Source organism: Actinokineospora spheciospongiae (assembly GCF_000564855.1).
Lineage (GTDB): Bacteria > Actinomycetota > Actinomycetes > Mycobacteriales > Pseudonocardiaceae > Actinokineospora > Actinokineospora spheciospongiae.
Genome location: NZ_AYXG01000131.1, coordinates 18927 through 38190, shown reverse-complemented (window position 1 = coordinate 38190; position 19264 = coordinate 18927). Strand labels below are relative to the sequence as shown.

Genomic DNA, 19264 nt, shown 5'->3' with positions numbered 1-19264 from the left:
CTTGTCCCCATGCGCTCTCGTTGGTGGCCCCTGGTCGCGATCTGCCTCGGGTCGTTCATGCTCCTCCTCGACGTCACGATCGTGACGGTCGCGCTGCCCGACATGGCCGCCGACCTGCACGCCTCCTTCAGCAGCCTGCAATGGGTGCTCGACGTCTACGCCCTGGCCCTGGCCGCGCTGCTGCTCGGCGCCGGGTCGCTCGGCGACATCGTCGGCAGGCGCCGGGCCTACGTGGTCGGCCTCGCCCTGTTCGCCCTCGGCTCCCTGGCCTGCGGCCTGGCCCCCACGGTGGGCGTGCTGATCACCGCCCGGGGCCTGCAGGGGATCGGCGGCGCGCTGATGTTTGCCACCACCACGGCCATGCTCAACGCCACCTACACCGGCCGCGACCGGGGCGTGGCCTTCGGCGCCTGGGGCGCGGTCAACGGCGCCGGGTCGGCGCTGGGCCCGCTGGTCGGCGGCCTGCTCACCGAGCACGCGGGCTGGCGGTGGATCTTCCTGGTGAACCTGCCGGTGTCCGTGCTGACCATCGCCCTGACCCTGCTCGTCACCACCGAGACCCGCCGCCGCGGCGTGCGGGTCGACGTGCCGGGCGCGCTGGCGTTCGCGGTCTTCGCCGGTGCCCTCACCTACGCGCTGATCCGGGTGGGCGAGGACGGCTGGACCGCGCCGCGCCCGCTGCTGCTCCTCGCCCTGGCCGCCGTGGCGCTGGTGGTGTTCCTGGGGATCGAGCGCCGGGTGCGCCACCCGCTGCTGGACCTGGGGCTGTTCCGGTCGAGGTCGTTCAGCGCCACCATCGCCGCGGGCCTGCTGCTGATGGCCGCCGCGTTCGCCATGCTCGCCTTCACCTCGGTCTGGCTCCAGGGCGTCCTCGGGCTGTCGCCGATCGAGGCGGGGGTGGCGCTGCTGCCGCTGGCCGTGTGCTCGTTCCTGGTGTCCGCGTTGGCCGGGCGCGCACTTCAAGCGGTGCCGCCTCGGTGGACCGTCGGCGGCGGGATGGTGCTCGTCGGCCTGGGCTCGGCCCTCCAGGCGACGGTCGGGGCCGACTCCGGCGCGCTGGTCCTGCTGCCCGGCCTGGCCGTGGTGGGCGTCGGCGTCGGCCTGGCCATCCCCACCCTGACCGCCGCCGCCATGTCCGCCGCGCCGCCGCAGCAGGGCGGGATGGTCGCGGGCACCCTCAACACGGCCCGGCAGCTCGGGTACGCGCTGGGGGTGGCGGTGCTGGGACTGGTGTTCAAGCAGACCGTCGTCGACCACGTCGGCGACCCCGACCTGGCCGGTGCGGTCGTGGCGGGGCAGGCACCCAGGACTGACGCGGTGCGCGAGGCGGTCGCGGCGGGCCTGCGCCACGGCCACACCGCGGCGGCGGTCGCCGGGTTGGTCGGCGGCCTGCTGGTGCTGTGGCTGGTCCGCTCGACCCGGCGCCCGGCCGAGCGATCAACTCCGGTGCGGACCTGAGCCCGGTCCGGCACGGTGGTCCCCATGCCGGACACAGCTTTCACCCACCCCCGACTGGCCCAGGTCTACGACGCGGTCAACGGCGAGCGCGACGACCTGCACGCCTACCTCCGCATCGCCACCGAGGTCGAGGCCCACCACGTCCTCGACCTCGGTTGCGGCACGGGCGCCCTCCCCCTCCTGCTGGCCGCCACCGGCCGCCGGGTCACCGCCGTCGACCCCGCCGAGGCGTCCCTGCGCGTGGCACGGGCGAAACCCGCCCCAGGACCGATCACCTGGCTGCACGGCGACGCCACCACCCTCCCGCCACTGGCGGCCGACCTGGCCACCATGACCGGTAACACCGCCCAGGTCTTTCTCACCGACGACGCCTGGGCGGCCACGCTGCGCGGCGCCCTCGGCGCCCTGCGCACGGGCGGCCACCTGGCGTTCGAGACGCGGCGGCCGCAACGCCGGGCGTGGGAGGGGTGGAACGGTCGCCGCGTCGTGGACGTCCCCGGGGTCGGGTCGGTCGAGGAGCGGATGGAGGTGGTGGAGGTGGCGTTGCCCCTCGTGTCCTTCCAGACCACCTACACCTTCGCCTCCGACGGCTCGGCCCTCCGGTCCGACTGCACCCTCAGGTTCCGCGACCGGCCGGAGGTCGAGGAAAGCCTGTCCGCCAACGGCTTCACCGTCCGGGACGTGCGGGACGCGCCGGACCGACCCGGCCGGGAGTACCTGTTCCTGGCGCAGAAGACCGCCTGAGCGATCCCACGTTCTGGGCGAGCGGGGTAACGGGTGGTGCCCACCCGGCGACCCCAGGCGGAAGGTCCACCGGTCGAGGGGTTGCCACCGCATGCGTCGAGTCCTGTTGCCCACCGCCGTGTTCGTCGTGGTCGGAGGGCTCACCGCGTGTGGTGCGAACAGCGCCGCGCCGCCGTCGTCGACACCCGCGCCGACCACCGAGGCCTCCGCCACCCCGGAGACCACGCAGAGCGCCGCGCCCGCGGTCGGGGTGCGGCCGGGGGTCGTGCTGGTCAACTGCGACGTGCCCTCGGGGGCGGGGGTCCGGGTCAGCGGGTTCGGGCCGGACGGGACCTCCACCGGCACCACCGAGTTCCCCTGGCTCCCCGTCGGTTCGCCGGGCGCCGCACCCGCGCTGACCTGCCTGGACTTCGGGATCTTCACCACCCAGGCCAGCCGGGCGGACGGGCACCTGCTGCGGTCGGCCTTCAACGAGGACTACACCGCCGCGCTCGCCACCGACACCGAGGGGGAGAACTCCACCATCGGCTGGCTGTCCCCGGAGCTGGAGTTCACCCCGCTGACCACACCGGTGTCCGGCGACTTCACCAAGCAGCTCGACCACGACCCGATGTTCCACCCCGCCACCGACCGGGTGTTCTTCCGCGACGCCGACGACGAGTTGAGGTCCGTCGCCGCCGACGGCACCGGCCAGAAGGCGGAGACCAGCACCGCGTCGGACAAGGCGGTCCTGGTGCCCACGGCCGCGCCCCTCCTGGAGGACAAGGGATCGGGCGTGGTCTACAACCGGTCCGGCACCCTGGTCGCCGGGCTGATCAGCGCGGCGGTGGCGGGCACCGACCAGGTCGTGGTCGTCCCCACCGCCGAACGCGACTCCCTGCGCCAGGCCACCAGCGGCGTCCCGATCACCGCCGAGTTCACCGGCAGACCCGAACTGCACGGCTTCCTCGACGACAACACCGTGCTGCTGACCGACGACATGCAGATCTACGCGGTGAAGCTGTCCGGGCAGACCGCGACGGTGACCACCGTCCTGGCCAACGACAAGCTGACGATCTGGGACGTCACGGCCTCCTCCGACGGCAAGTCGGTCGCCTTCCTCGCGGGGGAGGGCACTTCCACCTACCTCTACACGGTCCCCGCGACCGGCGGCACCCCCACCAAGCTGACCACCGTCACCGGCGCCACCGCCCTGCTGGAGTTCACCGCCTGACGCTACCGGCGGCCGTCCCGGTCGGCGGTGGTCGCGGCGATGCTGCCGAGCAGGGCCAGCGCGTCGGCGCTCGGCGACCCCGGTTCGGCCTGGTAGACGATCAGTTCCTGCCCCGGCGCGGAGCGCACGTCGAAACTCAGCATCCGCAGGGTGAGGGCTCCGACCTCGGGGTGGACCAGCCGCTTGGTCTCGATCCGCTTGCCCCTGGCCCGGTTCTGCGCCCACATCCGGGCGAACTCCGGGCTGCGGCCGAGCAGGTCGTCGACCACGGCGCGGACGCGCGGGTGTTGCGGCGCGGCGCCTTCGAGCAGCCGGAAACCCGCGACGGTGTTCGCCGCGACCGCGTCCCAGTCGGCGTAGAACGAGCGGGAGCCCGGGTCGAGGAAGACCTTCTCCACCAGGTTGCGGGTCACCGGGAAGCCGGAGAACAGGGCCTCGCCGAGGCGGTTGGCCACCAGCACGTCGTACGCGCGGCCCAGGACCAGGGCGGGGTGGTGCGGCCAGGCGTCCAGGAGCTGGGCCAGCGCCGGGTCGACGCGCTCGGAACCGCCGGAGCCGTCGCCGCGCGGGCTGAGCCCGGCGAGGCGGTACAGGTGCTGCCGCCCGTCCTCGTCCAAGCGCAGCGCCGCGCACAGGCCGTCGAGGACCTGGCCGGACGGGCTGGTCTCGCGGCCCTGCTCCAAGCGGGTGTAGTAGTCAACGCTCATGCCCGCGAGCATCGCCACCTCTTCCCGGCGCAACCCGGGAACGCGCCTGCGGCCGGTGTCGGGCAGGCCCGCCCCGGCGGGGGTGGTGGCGGAACGCCGGGCGCGGAGGTGGTCACCGAGGGCGCTCATGGCACCAGGGTAGGTCGGCGCGGGCGGGCGAGGGTGGGTGCGGTGCTCCCAGGTTCGCGGCGGCCTTCTCCGGGGTGGGCCGGGTCGGCAAGGTCGACGGCATGAACACGAACAAGGTCGTCCTCATCACCGGTGCCAGCAGCGGCATCGGCGCCGCCACCGCCACGGCCCTCGCCGGGGCCGGGCACCACGTCGTCCTCGCCGCCCGCCGCACCGACCTGCTCGCCGGGCTGGCCGACGCGATCACCGCCTCGGGCGGCTCCGCCTCGACCCGCGCCCTCGACGTGACCGACGCCGCCGCCGTCCGGGCCGCCGTCGACGCGGTCGCGGCCGACCACGGCAGGCTCGACGTGATCGTGAACAACGCGGGCGTGATGCCGCTGTCGCGGATGGACGCGCTGCTGGTCGAGCAGTGGGACCGCATGGTCGAGGTCAACGTGAAGGGCCTCCTGCACGGCATCGCCGCCGCGCTCCCGCACTTCCAAGCCCAGGGCGGCGGCCACTTCGTCACGGTCGCCTCGATCGGCGCCCACGAGGTCGTCCCGACGTCGGCGGTCTACTCCGCGACGAAGTTCGCCGCGTGGGCCATCACCGAGGGGCTGCGCCAGGAACTCGACCCGTCCATCCGGGTCACCACCGTCTCGCCCGGGGTCGTGGAGAGCGAACTCGCCGACCACATCACCGACCCCACCGCCCGGGAGGCGATGCGCACCTACCGCAGGAACACCCTGCCCGCCGACACGATCGCCAGGGCCATCGCCTACGCCGTCGGCGAACCGGCCGGTGTCGACGTCAACGAGATCATCGTCCGCCCCACCGCCCAGCGCCCCTGACCGGTCGCGCCCGCCGCGGTGAGCCCCCGGTCAGGCGGTCGTCCAGATCCTCAGCGGACCGCCGTCCACCGCGTCGCCCGCGACGAGGGCGGTGGAGTCGTTGGTGAAGACGCTGAGGCTGCCCGCGGCGTCGAAGCCGTTCTGCTTGACCGGCACCCGTTCCCAGCGGGCGGCGTCCGAGGACAGCCACACCCCACCGCCGTCGCCGGAGGAGCCGGTCGCGATGAGCCAGCCCCGCCAGGTGGCCACCTGGCGGACGTGTTGCGCTTCGGGTTCGTCGACGTTGGCGTCGGGCAGCACTCCCACGGTCACGTCGTGGGAGGCGGTCCAGTCGCCGGTTCCGCGGCGCCACGCCGTGGGCCTGGGGTCGCCGGTTGTGGTCGGGTCGGTGAACAGGACCGTGAGGTCGTCCTTGCGGGTCAGGGACAGCACCCTGCCGCGCAGGGGGCCGGGGTCGTCCGCGGTCCACCCGGTCCCGTCGGTCGAGGACAACACGGTGGTGTCGCCGGAGGAATCCCCGGTGACGCCGAAGATCGTGAACCCGTCGGCGGTGGCGGTCACGTCCGGCAGGTACCCGGAACGCAGGTCGGGGGTGTCGACCGCATCCGGCCCGGAGAAGGTCTTCCCGTCGGTCGAGTGCCAGACGCGGAGGCCGTTGTGGTCGCGGTTGTCGACGCGGTCGCTGTCCAGGACGGCCATGGGGCGGTCGAACCCGACCACGACCACGCCGCGCGGTCCGGCGGCCACCGCCGAGAGCGCTTCGCCCGGCTCGCTCCCCGCCAAGGGGTGCGCGGACCACGAAACGCCGTCCTCGGACCGCCAGACCGCTGCCCCGCTCGTGGTGGCGCCCAGGACGTGGACGGTGTTCCGGTACCCGGCGACCGGAGTCCGGTGCCCGAGCTGCCGGACGCCGTCCAGCACCACCGGGGACCACGTCCCGCCGTCCGGGGAGGTGAAGACGTCGCTGACCAGGTCGTTCACCTGGCCCCGGCTGTTCGGCGCGGCCGGGACGAGGTGGTGCCCGGCCAGGACGAACCCCCGGTCCCACCCGGCGCCGCCCTGCAGGCTGGTGAGCCGGTCCGGCGGGACCCCGGGGGAGGCGGCGACCCAGCGGGGAGCCGGTGCGGCGGGTGCGGTCGGCGGGGGCGGCGCGGCGCCGGTCCCGCAGGCGGCGGCCAGGGCGATCGCCAGGACGACCACCGGCAGGCGGATCAGGCGCACGCCGGGCTCCCGTCCGGTTCGGCCCAGGTGATGGAGTCCTCCGTGCACCACTTCCGCGCCGCCGTGGCGGCGGTCGTCCGGAACGGCTTGCCGCCGTCGTCGATCCGCAGGTCACCCCGGCTGCCGCCGGAAGTCCACCGCACGTGCAGGTACCACTCCACGTACCCGCTCGACGCGGTGGGCACGACGACGACCTTCTCCACGTCGTCCTTCGCCACCTTGAAGCTGAACTCCTGGGCTGGGACGACCCGGCCGCCCTGCTCACCCGCCACCGGGACGACCTCGGGTCGCGGCGAGCCCAGGTCGGTGGCGTAGTGGTGCGGTGTGACGTCGCTGCCGCACGTGCCCGGCAGGTAGATCCCGGTCAGCGGCGCGGACCGGGACACGACCTCCACCGAGATCGAGTGCAGCACGGTCGCCGTGTCGCTGGCCCCCTGGAACGTGACCTCGACGTGCCCACCCGAGCTGAGCGCGGCCCCGTCCGGCGGCCCCTCCCGAGGCACCGGGATCGACTTCTGACCCCGGTCGGGCACCACCCACCCGGTCTCGCACCGGTCCGGGCCCATCGACACGGCCCAGTGCGGCGCCCCGCCACCGGTCGCCGAATCCGCCGTGGCGGGCCCGGACCGCTGCAACAACCACGCCCCCGCCACCATCCCGGCGAGCGTCGCCACGATGACCAGCACACCGACGGTCAGCCCCGCGGTGCCGGAACGCGACTTGACCGTGATCCGGTCACTGGAGCCGCCCACGTTCACCTGCACGCCCTGCTCGCCGTGGTTCGCCTGGCTCACCGCCCCCGGCACGGACGCCTCCTGCGCCCCCACGGCCCCGCGCGACCTCGTGCGCTTCTCCGCCCCGAACCCGACCGCCGCCCCCGCGACCACCAGGACCACGACCGCGAGCCACGCCCAGACGCTGCTCTTGAGGTCGGTCGCGACGTTGATGACGATGCCCAGGGCGGCGGTCACGGCGCTCCCGGTGAGGGCCTTCACCCACCCTGCTCGCTGACTGTCGATCGGTCTCTCCCGGGCGCCGGAGTGCGGTTCTGCTGACGACGCCCGAGGCTATCGGGTCCGCCCAGCCCCGTGGGCCAGTGCGCTCGTACGCCCCTCAGTCGAACTCCACCGGGAGGCGGTCGACGCAGATGTGCCTGCCGTTCTCGAAGTAGCGGGTCGGTTCGGCGGTGAGCCGGTAGTTGCCGTGCCGGGCCAGTTCGTCGAGGACGGCGAGGAACTCGGTCCTGGCGTGGTGGGCGCCGAGGCAGAAGTGCACGCCCTGGCCGAAGGTCAGGTGCCGGTTGTGCGGGCGGTCGAGGCGGAACTCGTCCGGGTCGTCGAAGACCGCCGGGTCGCGGTTGGCGGCGCCGGTCAGCAGGACCACGCGGGCGCCCGCGGGGATGGTGGTGCCGCCCACCTCCACCTCGCGGGTGGTGAACCGGGTGCCGTGGTCGACCGGGGCCCACAGCCGCAGGGTCTCCTCGACCGCGCGTGGTCGCAGGTCGGGGTGTTCGCGCAGCAGGTCTTGCAGGTCGGGGCGGCGGGCGAGGACCCAGCACAGGTGGCCGATGGTGTTCATGGTGGTCTCGTGGCCCGCGATCGCGTAGGCGACCAGCATGACGTGCAGGTCGTCCTCGGTGAGCAGTTCCCCGTCGACGCGGGTGCGGACCAGGGTGGAGAGGTGGTCGTCGCCGGGGTTTTCGCGGGCGCGGCGGATCTCGGTGCGGAACAGTTCGGCGAACGGGGGCCAGAAGCCGCCGGAGTCGGCGTCCCTGGGCATGCCCTTCCACGTGTTGCTGGTCAGTTCGCGGATGCGGGCGCGGGCCTCGGGGGAGAAGCCGACCGCCGCGCCCACCACGGCCAGCGGCAGCGGGGTGGCGAGTTCGGCGACCAGGTCGCCGTGGCCGCGTTCGACGACGGGGCGCACCAGCTCCGCCACCAGCCCGGTGATCGCCGCCGCGGACTCCTTGGCCCGCGCCGGGGTGAACGGCGGGCGCATCAGCGCGCGGTAGCGGGTCTGCTCCGGCGGGTCGTACTCCAGCGGGGCGAACCGGGGTGTGCCCGCCGCCCTGGGGAAGAACACGCCGTGGCCGGAGGCGAAGGTCTCGTGGTCGCGCAGGGCGGCGTCGACGTCGGCGTGGTGGGACAGGACCCACATCCCGCCGTGCGCCGACGAGTGCGCCACCCTGCCCCGTTCCCGCACCGCGCGGTGCACCCGCAGGGCCAGGTCGGGGGTGAACTCGGGGTCGTGGTGGTCGAAGTCGGCGGTGAGGCGGTCGACCGGGCAGCTCATCGGACCTCCCCGGCCCAGGCGGGCGCGTCCGGCGCCAGGTGCGCGAACGGGTGCGTCGACGCCGGGTCGTAGCTCTCGTCGGTGATCCACTTGATCATGCGGCGGGTCGGCTCCATCCCGTCCTGGGGGACCTCGGGGCGGAAGTGGGTGGCGTAGCCGAGCGACACCAGCCGCTGCACGCCGTAGAGCGGCGCGGTGTCGCGCAGGACCCGCTTGAGCGAGTCCGGGTAGACGCCGACGGTCTGGGTGTAGCTGTTCATCGCGCGCACCGCCTCGGCCGGGTCGTCGATCGGGACGACGTTGGCCACCCGCCCCGACAGCGCGTCGCGGAAGTCGACCGGCTCCGCCGACAGCGACACCACCACCGCGCCCTCGCCGCCCCGGCCGCCGACGACCCGGTACCAGTCCGGGGCGGCGGCGAGGCCGCGCAGGTTCTCCCGCAGCTCGGGGTCGAACCGGCGGGCGGGGGTGCTCAGCGCGGCGGGCAGCCGCTGCACCTCCTCGTGCAGCATCGCGCCCCAACGCAGCGCGGTGGCCAGCCCGGCCTCGTCGGTGCCGGTGGCGGCGTAGATGACCCTGGCGTTGAAGCAGCCCTCCTGGTTGAGCACGCCGACGTCGGCGGCGGCCAGCCTGGCCGTCTCGCGCAGCGCCGCCTCGGAGGCGAACGCCTCGGGACCGATCACGGTGGCCGAGAGCTTCGGGTCCAGGGCGATCAGCTCCAGCCCCGGCCGCAGGTACTGGGTCACGTGCTGGACCGAGCCGAACCCGCCCCACGCCACCACCTTCTCGACCTGCGCCGGGTGGTAGAGGCCGCGCTCGAACCCGGTGTCGCCGCCCTTCCAGTACAGCACCGACAGGTGCCGGGTCAGCGGGTGCTCCGGTGCCAGCTCGACGAGGGTGCGGAGGATGGCGGGCGCGGTCACCGGGTCGTTCGCGGGTGCCTTGATGATCGCGTCGCCGCGGGTGACGGCGCTGCGGACCACGGTGATGGCCGCGATGATCGGGTTGTTGCCCGCGATGACGTGCACCGCCCGCGCCCCGAACGCCCGCACGGCCGCGCCGCCGGAGGACACCCAGCCGTCGAGGAACTCCGCGCCGATCGCCCGCTCGGCCAGCGCCCACACCGCTTCCGGGGCGAACAGGCCCGGCAGTTGCAGGTAGGTCGAGCGCAGCACGTCGGCGGTGAGGTCGGAGAACTCCGGCAGCAGGGACAGCGCCTCCTGCAGGAAATCGTTGCGCGACAGCGCGAGCTGTCCGCCCAGCTCCGCGAGCAGGTCCACGACCTCGGCGAACGGGACCGATTGCAGGTCCGACAGCGCCACCGGGTCGCGCAGCGGCAGCACCGGCAGCAGGCCGACCGGGTCCGGGCCGTGGAACCCCGCCGGGAACTCGACCGGGTCGGCCTCGTGCACCCGCCCGCGCACGACCGCGGGCACGAAGACGGCGCTCACACCAGTGCCCCGTTCAGGAACTCCAGCGTCTCGGTGAGCGCGCTCGCCGTCGCCGCGCAGGTGATCTTGTCGTCCCCGCCCGCCCCGCCGAAGCGGCCGACGGTGCCGTGGTGCAGCCGGGGGGTGGTGCGCCCGCACGGGCACGGCTCCCAGGTGGCGGTGACCCTGTCCCCGGAGACGAACCCGCCCCAGAACAGGTCGGCGGACAGGTCGAGGAACGCGGCGCGGCCGGTGACCGTGCCCCGCCGGGGCAGGACCCGCCCGGTGTCGGGGTCGAGCAGGTACAGCACCAGCCACGGCTCCACGTGGTAGGCGTTGTCCTGGCAGAGCATGTTGAGCGCGATCACCTCGACCATCGCGTAGACGTAGGCCAGCCGGTCGACGCCCGCGAAGGCCATGACGCCGCGGTCCCAGTCCTCGGGCAGCGCCCCCGCCTTGGACCCGCCGCCGGGCAGCAGCACCGAATCGGGGGCGAACACCCCCCGCAGGCCCCGGCCCGACCCGGCCTCGGCCATGCCGTGGAAGACGTCCCAGGTGCTCAGCGAGGCGATCCGCCGCCCGCCGAGGGTGTCGGCGAGCCGCTGCACGAACTCGCCCATGCCGCGGCCGGTGGCGTCGAGCGCGTCCTCGAACTCCGCCCGGCGCTCGGCCAGGTTCGCCGGTACCCGGACCCGGTCCAGCTCACCCCGGGCCGCGGCGGCGCGCAGGCGCCCGGCCAGGTGCATCACGTCGGCGCTGAGGTGCCCGTCGTGCAGGGTGTGGAACCGGTCGGGGCTCCCGCCGAGCTGCTGCCCCATGGCGGTGGCGTGCCTGGCGATGCCGCTGCGCCCGGTGCGGAAGCTGGGCCACACCACGTCCACGTCGGCGTCCGGGGTCACGTCGAGCCGGACCATCTCGTAGAGGCGGTCGTACTGCACGGCGGTGTGCGGCAGGAACGACATGGTGCCGGTGGTGCCGGAGGAGTGCGCCAGCCGCAGCGGGGTCCGCTCGTCGACCAGATCGAGCCAGGCGTCGATCGAACCCAGGCCACGAGCGTCCACTTCGGACAGGTCGACCGTGGTCAGCCGGGCCAGCCACCGGGTGAGCCGGTCGAACCGGTTGTCGGTCAGCAGGGAGGCGGGGTAGGACTTGTAGACGGTGTGCGGGAACAGCAGCGGCGCGGCGTCGTCGAGCCCGCGCAGTTCGGTGATGCCCTGCTCCTCGGCCATGGTCGTCAGCACCGGGACCCGGTCGCGCAGCGCGGCGAAGCGCAGGCGCGCCGCCTCCAGTTGCAGGCGTTCGAGTTCCCCCCGGGGCAGCGTGTGCATGGCCAGTCGGGAGCCGTTGAAGTACTCCACGGGGTTGCCCGCGAAGGTGAGCGGGTCGTGTTCGCCGGTCATGCGGTCTTCCTCTCCGGCTCGGGCCGCGGGGCGGAGGCGTCCCGGGCGAGGTGGTGGGCGATGGCGGTGACGGTGGGGTGGTGCCAGAGCAGGGTCGCGGCGACGGTGACCCCGAGGCGCGCGCCCAGTTCCCGGCGCAGCGCCACCGCCAGCAGCGAGTCCAGGCCCAGCTCGGGCAGCGGCCTGCGCGGGTCGACCCGGTCGGGCGCGGCCCCCAGCACCTCGGCGGCGGCGGCGCGGACCTCGGCCACCAGGAAGTCGACCCTGGCCTGCCCGGTCAGCGACACCCAGGGCACGGGGGCCCGCCGCGCCGGTCCGCGCTCGACGAGCCCGCGCAGCAGCGGGACGTCGAGCGGGTCGGGGCCGCCGGGGTCCTCGGGCAGCACCCGCAGCACCGCGAGGTTGCCCGCCATGCCGCTGTCCACCCTGGACCAGGCGCGCAGCGCCTCCTCGGCGCTGACGGCGTCGGTGCCGCGCGCGGCCAGCTCGGCGTCCACCGCGGCCGCCGACGCGGCCATGCCCAGCCCGCGCCAGCTCGTCCAGGCCAGGGCGACCGCGTCGCGGTCGCCGAGCGAGCGCCGGTGCCGGGCCAGCCCGTCGAGGAAGGCGTTGGCCGCCGAGTACGCGGCCTGCCCCGGCAGCCGCAGCAGTTGCCCGGCGGAGGAGAACAGCACCAGGAAGTCCAGGGTGCCCGGCGGGAACACCCGGTGCAGCACCAGCGACCCGGCCACCTTGGGGGCGAGCACGGCGTCCAGCTCGGCGCGGGTCAGGTCGGCCGCGGCCCCGGACAGCACCGCCCCGGCGGCGTGCACGACGCCGCGCACGGGCGGGAACCCGACCTCGGCCAGCGCGGCCCTGGTCGCGGTTTCGTCGGCGACGTCGGCGGCGAGCCCGCGCACGGTCGCGCCCGCGGCCTCCAGGTCGGCGCGCAGCCCCCGGCCCACCCGGCCGGAGCGGCTGAGCAGCAGCAGCCTGCGCGCCCCGCGCTCCACCAGCCACCGGGCCACCCGGCCGCCCAGCGCCCCGGACCCGCCGGTGACCAGGTACGTGCCGTCCGGCCTGCACCGCGGGCCGCCGTCGAGCCTGCCGGGCACGGCCGCGCGCAGCCGGGCCGCCGTCGCCCGGCCGCCCGCGACCGCCACGACGTCCTCGTCGACGCCCGAGCCCACCAGCCGCGCCACCGCGGCCAGGTCCTCGGCGGTGGGGTCGGCGACCAGGTCGAGGACCCCGCCCCACTGCTCCGGGTACTCCGCGGCGAGCCCACGGGCCATGCCCCACAGCGCGGTCTGCGCCAGGCCCTCCCGCGCCCGCGCCGTGCGCACGCCCCGGGTCACGCACACCACCCGCCGCCCGGGGTGGGCGAGCACCACCTCGCGCAGCCGCCACACCAGGTCCGACACCGCGGCGGCCGTGTCGTCCCCGGTCTGCTCCGGGGCGAACACCAGCACCTCGGCCCGGTCGGCGGGCACCAGCCGCGAACCCAGGGCGGCCACCAGGTCCGGGGCGTCGCCGAGGACGGCCGCGGTCGCGCCGGGCTCGTGCTCCGGCGCGGTCACCGGCTGCCAGGTCAGCTCGTGCAGCAGACCCGCCGCCGAGGCCCCGTCCGCGTCCGGCGTGCCGAACCGCAGCCCCCGCAGCATCCCGGCGGGCACGCCGGACGCGGACGCGATGTCCACGTCGACGGTGTCCCCGGTCCGCACGCGCACGCTGAACACCGCGTCGGTCGGGGCCTCCTGCGCCAGCGACAGGCGGTCGACGGCCGCGGGCATCCGCAGCCGAGCCGGTCCGGGGAACGCCACCGACGCCGTCGACAGGACCGCGTCGAGCAGTTCGGCCCAGGTGCCCGGCACCTCGACCCGGGCGCTGAGCAGGCGGTGGCCCCGGCGCAGCTCGGTCACCGTCCACTCCAGCCCCATCGACAGCACCCCGAGCCGGGCGAGTCGGGTCACCACCGACGTCGACGGGATGCGCGTGCCGACCAGCCGCGCCGCCGCCCGGGCCGGCGGCCCGGCCGTCCCGGCGGTGGCGGTGGTGTGGGTCAGCCAGTCGCCGTCCACCCGCGAGGACAGCCGCAGCGCGCCGTCCTGGGCGCTGACCTGCACCTCCCTGGCCGGGGAGGTGGCCACCGGGACGCGCAGCCGCACGTCGCGCAGCGCCGTGGTCCCGGCGGCCCGCAGGAACGTGTTGAGCAGGACGGCGGCGGGCACGATCTCGCTGCCCGCGACCGGGTGGTCCCCGGGGTAGGGGCGGGAGTCGTGGTCGAGCCGGGTGTGCCACACCGTCACCGGCACCGGTCCGCGCACGGTGATGGCGTCCGCGCCGAGCAGGCTCTGCTCGGCCGGGTCGTGCCCGCGCCCGCCCGCGGGCCTGGGCCGCTCCCCGGCCCAGTGCTCGCGCCGCTGCCAGGCGGTGGTGGGCAGGTCGGCCAGCCCGGCGCGCGGGACCAGGGCGGTCCAGTCGACCCGCCCGCCCGCGGCGTGCAGCGCGGCGGCGTTCTCCAGCAGGGTGCGCCGCTCGGGCCGGTGGCGGCGCAGCGTGTGCGCGACGGCGACCTCCGGGGCGGTCTCGCCGATGGAGTGCGCGACCACGGGGTGGGTGGACACCTCCAGGAAGACCCGGTGCCCGTCGGCCACGGCGGCGGTCACCGCGCCCGCGAAGCGCACCGGGTTGCGCAGGTTCGCCACCCAGTACCCGGCGTCGCGGTCGGCCGGGTCGCGCGGGTCCGGCAGCGCGGTGCTGTAGAGCGGGACCGCAGGCTGCGCCGCGGCGAGCGACGCGGCCGCCTCGGCCAGCCCGGCGCACAGCGGGCGCATCTGCGGGCCGTGGAAGGCGACGTCGGAGTCCACGCGGCGCACCGGCGCGCCCAGCGCGGCGAAGCGCGCACTCACCCGCTCGACGGCGCCCGGTGACCCGGAGACAACCGTGGTGCCCGGAGAGGACTCGATGGCCGCGGTGACGTGCGGGTCCCCGTCGAGGCGCGCGGCCACCTCGGCGAAGGGCAGCGCCACCATGACCATCGCGCCGCGTCCGGCCACCTGCCGCAGCAGCACCGCCCGTCGGCAGGCCAGCCGGGCGGCGTCGGCGCGGCTGAGCACCCCGGCCGCCGCGGCGGCGGCGATCTCGCCCACCGAGTGTCCGACGACGGCGGCGGGCCGGACACCCCGGTCGCGCCAGACGTCGGTCAGCGCGAGCTGGATCGCCACGATGGCCGCCTGGACCAGGTCGGTGCCCAGCGGGTGGGCACCGGTGATGATGTCGCGGGCGCTGAGCCCCAGCTCCGCCGCGTACACCGGGTCCAGCTCGTCGATGGCGCGGGCGAACACCGGTTCCTCCGCGAGCAGTTCCCGGCCCATCCCGGCCCACTGGGCACCGTGGCCGGAGAACACGAACACCGGGTCGACCTCGGTGCGGGTGACCGTCGACCCGCGCAGGTCGCCCAGCCCGGCGACCAGGTCGTCCCGGTCCTCCGCGACGACGACCGCGCGGCAGGCCAGGTGCGAACGGCGGGTCGCCAACGTGTCCGACACGGCGGCCAGGTCCGCCTCCGGGTGCGACCGCAACCAGTCGGCGAGCCGGGAACCGTTGTCCCGTAACGCTTCCGGTGAATCACCGGAGACGGGGAAGAGGACGGGGCGGGAGTGCGGTCGCGGCACGGGGGCGGTGGGCGGGGCCTGCTCGACGACGAGGTGGGCGATGGTGCCGCCGTAGCCGTAGCCCGCGACCCCGGCCCGGCGGACCTCGCCGGGGAAGGGGGTCGGCTCGGTCACCAGGCGCAGCCCGTTGCGCTCCCAGGGGATGCCCGGGTGCGGACCGGCGGTGGACGCGGTCGGCGGGATCGTGCCGGACGCCACCGCGAGGACGGCCTTGACCAGGCCGACCGCGCCCGCGCCCGCCTCCAGGTGCCCGACGTTGCCCTTGACCGAACCGATCAGGCACGGCTGCTCGGCCTGCCTGCCCGCGCCGAGGACGGCGGCCAGCGCCCCGGCCTCGACCGGGTCGCCCGCGCGGGTCCCGGTGCCGTGGGCCTCGACGTAGCCGACCGAGGCCGGGTCCACCCCGGACGCCGCGTAGGCCGCGCGCAGCAGGTGTTCCTGGGCGGGCCCGCTGGGCGCCATGATCCCGTCGGTGCGCCCGTCCTGGCGCACGGCCCCGCCGCGCAGGACCGCCAACACCCGGTCGCCGTCGCGCCGGGCGTCGGAGAGCCGCTTGAGCACCAGCAGCGCGCCGCCCTCGCCCCGGCCGTAGCCGTCGGCGGCTGCGTCGAACGGCTTGGACCGCCCGTCCGGCGCGGTGGCCCCGGCCCGGTCGAGCACCACCGACAGCCCGGGGGCCGACATGACCATCACCCCGCCCGCCAGCGCCAACGGGACCTCACCGAGCCGCAGCGCCTGCACCGCCTGGTGCACGGCGACCAGGGACGAGGAACAGGCGGTGTCCACCGCGACACTGGGGCCGCGCAGGTCGAGCGCGTACGAGACGCGGTTGGGCGCACCGCACTGCGAGGAACCGATCCCCGTCCATGGTTCGACGGTCGGCAGGTCCTCCAGCAGCCTGCGCCCGTAGTCCTCCGAGCCGATGCCGACCCACACCCCGGTGTCGGTGCCCGCCAGTGAGCGGGCCGGGACGCCCGCGTGTTCGAGCGCTTCCCAGGCCAGTTCCATGGCGAGCCGGTGTTGCGGGTCGACCAGTCGCGCCTCGCGTGCGGTCATCCCGAAGAACTCCGCGTCGAAACCGGACACATCGGCCAGGAACGACCCCTGGGAAACGCGCCCGCGAATGGCGCGTGCGAACTCCCAACCGCGTTCGGCATACGATTTCCACCGATTGTCCGGAATGCTCCCGACAGCATTCGAGCCGGTCATGAGAAAATCCCACAAAGCGGCTGGTGAATCAATTCCCCCGGCGCACCGGCACGACATCCCGATGACCGCGACCGGCTCGTCCAACCCCACTGCCATTCCCTCCCCTGCGTGCCGGAAAAGGGTGGCCGGGGCCAGTGGGCCCCGGCCACCGGTGCCTCAGAGCAGGACCTTGTCCCCGTCCCAGACGGTCGCGCCGAAGATGTCGCCGTAGAGCCAGTTGCCCCGGGCCTCGGGGTCGGTGGAGGTGTAGTACTCCTTCCACGCCTGCACCAGCTCGTCGACCGTCAGGTACCCGTCGCCGTTGCGGTCGAGCTTCTCGAACGCGATGCGCACGTTCGCCGACGAGGTGCCGAACGCCCGGTGGTACGCGGCGAACTCGCCCGGCTGGACCTTGCCGTCGCCGGACTTGTCGCACAGGTCGAACAGGGCCTGGGCCAGCGGCCGGAAGCCCTCCTCGAAGTTGCCGTCCTCACCGGAGAACGCCCGCTTGAGGCCGGTGCGCCACTCCAGCGGCGTCACCTTGCCGTCGTTGTTGGAGTCCAGCTCCCTGGACAGGTGCTGCCAGAACGTGTCGAACGCGCTGAACAGCGCGATCGCCTTGGGCGAGCCGAACGGCTCGCCGAGCGCGGCGACCGTGCGGGCGGCCAGGGCGAGGGCGTCGGCGGGCTCCAGCACGCCGTTGCCGTTCTGGTCGCCGTGTCCGAAGCAGATGTCGAGCTTGCGGTCGAGCAGGTTCGCCACGTCGGAAGGGCTCACGGAAGAAACACCACCTAAGGCATCGAATGAAAGGGGGAAGGTGAAAGGTGAAGACCGGGCCGAAGAAGGCCGTGGCGCCGGGCGAGGAAGTCCCGGGCAGTGGCGCCGCAGCGCCTTCGCCAAAGTAGCGACGGGGACGACGCCCGCGCAAGTATCGTCACCCGGAAAGGATGTTTGCGAGCGGTGCGGAACGGGAATCACTCCCACAGTGGTCGTCGACGCCACTCCCCATCACCCGGCTGGCCGATAGTGGCGTTACCCCGACTCCGGTATCCGCGAGTACCGCGACGCCCCGGCGTCCGGGAACGGGTCGGGGAGCGCCGCGTCCTGGTCCGCGTGGCCGGGGCTCGGCCGGTGGATGTGCGGCGATCGTGCGTTCGGGTGACAGGGGGTCCGGGGTGGTGACGGTGCGGGCGAATCCGGGCACACTGGTTCGGTGCACGTGCATCCGCATGTGCGGTTGGGTCGGGTGTCGGTTGTGCCGGGGGAGAGGCGCGTGGCGGGCTGGACCGCTCCGCGCGGTGGAGGGCGGTCTCCGTGGACAGTGTTGTCCACAGTGGACGCATTTGGGGTTCGCAATGGACGGTCCACTTGTGCCGGTCGTGCTCCGGGGCGGGGTGCCTTCCCGTCGCGGTCATCGCCTGGTGGGAGTGGGGGGGCCACGTTTGGGCGGGGCGGCGGTGGTCGAGTCGCACCCGACCCGCGTCGGCGGAGCGCCGGGGCGTGGTCGCGGTGGGGGCGCGCGATTGACGCGCGGACCGGGTTCGGTGGAATGGCCGCCTGTCGTTCCCGGGGGCGCACGAAAAGGGGTGAGGGCTCCGGTGGAGCCCTCACCCCTGAAAAAGAAATGTTCCCGGGTTGTCCTGCACCGCAATTTTCGTCATCGGTCGGCGGTCGGAAAATCATTTCCTGGTCCGCGTGGGCGGGACCCCGGGGAAATGCGACCGGAGGTCAGTCGCCGCACCAGCCCGGGCCCGCCTTGTCGGTGGAGACGTAGCCGCCGAGGTCGGTGCGGTAGCGGCCGTTGATGATGGCGTCGTACCAGAAGTTCGTGCAGGCGTTGAGGTAGCCGTAGTTGGCGTCACCGGTCGGTGCGGCGAAGAGCCTGGTCTGGCCGGTGGAGTTGACGTGGCCCTTCTGCCACGCCGCGGCGACGCTGGGCTGGAGCAGGGCCGTCGTCGGAGCCGGGGCGGCCGAGCCGGTGGCGGGGGCCAGGGCCAGTGCCGCGGCCACCGCGCCCGTGACGACGAAAAACTTCATTGTTCTCGTGGACATTCGACCAATTCTCCCGAGTGTGAATGGTGATGCGATCCGGTCGGCAAGACGGATCAGACGCTACGGGCAGCCCGCGAAGGGTGTCGATAGTCCTTTCGGTGACTGTCCGGGAAGCGGCGGTCAGTCACCGAAATGGGCCAATCGGGTGGCGGGTGCGATCTGCTTTCCCGGAATTCCGGTGCGGGGGGATTTTGTTCGGCGGCGGTGACAAGAACCGCTCCCGCCGGGCCGGTTTCAGTCGTCACGCGGTGTGTCGGCGGGCTCGCTCAGGAGGTGGCGGAGGCCGGGGAGGACGGTGTCAAGGTCCTTGGTGGTGCGGAAGACCACGATGCCGCCCTCCGGCCCGGGGGACTGGCGGGCGGTGAACAGGTCGACCGTGGTGGCCATGGCGGCGTCGAACTCGGGTTCGGGGTGGTCGGTCTGGCCGCGCAGCCAGCGGCGCAGGACGTGGTTGTGGGCGGTGACCACGGCGGCGGCCATGAGTTCGGCCTTGAGGGCGCTCTCCCGGCCGCCGCCCATCCAGGTGTGGATGAACTCGCGGAAGATGCGGTGGTACTGCTGCCCGCCCGCGATCTCGCGGGCGCGCAGGGCGGGGACGCTGCGGGTCAGCCGGTAGCGGGCGCGGGCGAGGTCGCCCTCGGCGAGGTAGTGGCGCAGCGCCAGGCGGGAGGCCTCGGTGACCGCGACCAGCGCCGTCTCGTGGGTGGAGCCGTTGAGGCGGGCCTCGATGGCCCGGCGCAGGACGTCGTGGTCGGGGAAGATCACGTCTTCCTTGGAGCGGAACGTGCGGAAGAACGTGGTGCGGCCCACGCCCGCGCGGTCGGTGATGTCGTCCACCGTGGTCTGCTCGTAGCCGCGCTCCTCGAACAGCGCGAACGCGGCGTCGATCAGGCGGGCCCTGGTCGGCGTCACTGGCATCGGGGGCTCCTCGGCTCGGTTCGGGC

General features: G+C 74.4%; 14 protein-coding genes. 4 read left to right on the top strand and 10 right to left on the bottom strand.

The genetic code is table 11. The annotated features are described in order from the left end of the window. Window positions 1-9: 9 nt before the first annotated feature. The 3 genes from UO65_RS17830 (at window position 10) to UO65_RS17820 (ending at window position 3415) form a co-directional block, all read left to right on the top strand. Window positions 10-1458: an MFS transporter gene (locus tag UO65_RS17830; protein WP_035283991.1), complete on the top strand. Its 1449-nt coding sequence runs from the start codon at window positions 10-12 to the stop codon at window positions 1456-1458. 24 nt (window positions 1459-1482) lie between these two features. Continuing rightward, a complete protein-coding gene (locus UO65_RS17825) occupies window positions 1483-2202 on the top strand; it encodes a class I SAM-dependent methyltransferase (RefSeq protein WP_035283988.1) in 720 nt (239 codons plus the stop codon). Window positions 2203-2293: 91 nt separating this feature from the next. Next, on the top strand, window positions 2294-3415 hold the full coding sequence (locus tag UO65_RS17820) for an RAD23 family protein (protein ID WP_152552139.1): 1122 nt from the start codon (window positions 2294-2296) through the stop codon (window positions 3413-3415). 2 nt (window positions 3416-3417) lie between these two features. Here UO65_RS17820 and UO65_RS17815 read toward each other — a convergent pair whose 3' ends face one another. Further along, window positions 3418-4251: a helix-turn-helix transcriptional regulator gene (locus UO65_RS17815; protein WP_035283980.1), complete on the bottom strand. Its 834-nt coding sequence runs from the start codon at window positions 4249-4251 to the stop codon at window positions 3418-3420. 101 nt (window positions 4252-4352) lie between these two features. Here UO65_RS17815 and UO65_RS17810 point away from each other — a divergent pair, with 101 nt between their 5' ends. Next, window positions 4353-5084, top strand: coding sequence for an SDR family oxidoreductase (locus tag UO65_RS17810; protein ID WP_035284041.1), 732 nt, complete (start codon window positions 4353-4355; stop codon window positions 5082-5084). A gap of 30 nt (window positions 5085-5114) precedes the next feature. Here UO65_RS17810 and UO65_RS33420 read toward each other — a convergent pair whose 3' ends face one another. From UO65_RS33420 to UO65_RS17770, 9 genes are all read right to left on the bottom strand, one after another. Then, the gene (locus tag UO65_RS33420; RefSeq protein WP_052021301.1) at window positions 5115-6305 is read right to left on the bottom strand and encodes a hypothetical protein; all 1191 of its coding nucleotides are present in this window, start codon (window positions 6303-6305) and stop codon (window positions 5115-5117) included. Beyond that, a complete protein-coding gene (locus tag UO65_RS33415; RefSeq protein WP_052021300.1) occupies window positions 6296-7300 on the bottom strand; it encodes a hypothetical protein in 1005 nt (334 codons plus the stop codon). Before UO65_RS33415 ends, UO65_RS33420 begins: the two co-directional genes overlap by 10 nt. Before the next feature lie 118 nt (window positions 7301-7418). Then, window positions 7419-8597, bottom strand: coding sequence for a cytochrome P450 (locus tag UO65_RS17800; protein ID WP_035283978.1), 1179 nt, complete (start codon window positions 8595-8597; stop codon window positions 7419-7421). Continuing rightward, the gene (locus tag UO65_RS17795; RefSeq protein WP_063935963.1) at window positions 8594-10048 is read right to left on the bottom strand and encodes an acyl-CoA reductase; all 1455 of its coding nucleotides are present in this window, start codon (window positions 10046-10048) and stop codon (window positions 8594-8596) included. The genes UO65_RS17800 and UO65_RS17795 overlap by 4 nt, the downstream gene beginning before the upstream one ends. After that, complete coding sequence (locus UO65_RS17790) at window positions 10045-11427, bottom strand: phenylacetate--CoA ligase family protein (RefSeq protein WP_035283975.1); 1383 nt, start codon at window positions 11425-11427, stop codon at window positions 10045-10047. The genes UO65_RS17795 and UO65_RS17790 overlap by 4 nt, the downstream gene beginning before the upstream one ends. Continuing rightward, on the bottom strand, window positions 11424-16385 hold the full coding sequence (locus UO65_RS17785) for a type I polyketide synthase (RefSeq protein WP_152552138.1): 4962 nt from the start codon (window positions 16383-16385) through the stop codon (window positions 11424-11426). The genes UO65_RS17790 and UO65_RS17785 overlap by 4 nt, the downstream gene beginning before the upstream one ends. Window positions 16386-16445: 60 nt before the next feature. Continuing rightward, a complete protein-coding gene (locus tag UO65_RS17780; RefSeq protein ID WP_161784477.1) occupies window positions 16446-17045 on the bottom strand; it encodes an EF-hand domain-containing protein in 600 nt (199 codons plus the stop codon). Between the two features lie 951 nt (window positions 17046-17996). Further along, window positions 17997-18320 carry a hypothetical protein gene (locus tag UO65_RS17775; RefSeq protein WP_152552137.1) on the bottom strand — a complete coding sequence of 108 codons (324 nt, stop codon included), beginning with the start codon at window positions 18318-18320 and terminating at the stop codon, window positions 17997-17999. A 234-nt stretch (window positions 18321-18554) separates the two neighbouring features. Continuing rightward, the gene (locus UO65_RS17770; RefSeq protein WP_035283971.1) at window positions 18555-19238 is read right to left on the bottom strand and encodes a TetR/AcrR family transcriptional regulator; all 684 of its coding nucleotides are present in this window, start codon (window positions 19236-19238) and stop codon (window positions 18555-18557) included. Between the last annotated feature and the right edge of the window lie 26 nt (window positions 19239-19264).